Annotated in this window: 1 protein-coding gene; it reads right to left on the reverse strand. The window is 77.2% G+C overall.

What is annotated here, in order from left to right:
• Positions 1-700, reverse strand: a 700-nt coding sequence (locus L2I40_RS24020; RefSeq protein ID WP_237217853.1) for a gamma-glutamyltransferase, incomplete at its 3' end; no start/stop codon positions are given.
• Positions 701-716 lie beyond the last annotated feature (16 nt).

Consider the following 716-nt stretch of genomic DNA (forward strand, 5'->3'; position numbering starts at 1 on the left):
GGCGGAAGGCGCGCAGGTTCGGACTGTGCGCGATGCCGGCCGCCAGCAGCGGCGGCGTGACGCGTCCGATGCCCGGCGCGGCGGCGAGCAGCACGCCGGTGCCAGGCGCGACGCGGCCCGTGCCGAACAGGTTGTTCATGGTGAAGCTGCAGGCGACGGCCATGCCCTCGCGGTCCACCACGAGCAGGCCGGCCGAGGCCGGCAGCGGTCCGCTCACGGAGGATGCTCCGGAGCCGAAGGCGGCGGGCGTCGCGCCCTGGTCCGCCTGGGCAGGCAGGAACGACACGACGTCGTTGCCGATGCGCGACTGCACCACCGGCGCGACCTGCGGCACGGCGGCGCGGAGTTCCGGCACGGTGAGCCCGCCGCCGGCGGTCGCCGAAGTCTCCTCGAGCCGGCGCGCGAGGCCGCCCTGGTGCAGGTCGCCGACGCCGGCGGTCCGCAGGACCGAGAGCGTGGTGCCGAGATCGGCCTGGACCAGCCGCTCGCCCACGGCGGGCGGGCGCCCGTTCGGCCCGGCGAAGCTCGCCTGCGCCCAGGGGTCGGCGAAGAGCGGGCCGGACACCGCGGCGAGGTCGTTCGCGAAGGCGGCGCTGACCTCGACGCCGAAGCGCGCGGCCTGCTCGGCCGGGGCGAGCAGTTCCTCGAAGGGGCGACGGCCGCCGCGGGTGTGCAGCAGGAAAAGGCCGCGCGCGAGCATCGGGACCGCCGCCGGG

Origin of the sequence: Falsiroseomonas oryziterrae, from assembly GCF_021864505.1 — a bacterium.
Classification (GTDB): domain Bacteria; phylum Pseudomonadota; class Alphaproteobacteria; order Acetobacterales; family Acetobacteraceae; genus Falsiroseomonas; species Falsiroseomonas oryziterrae.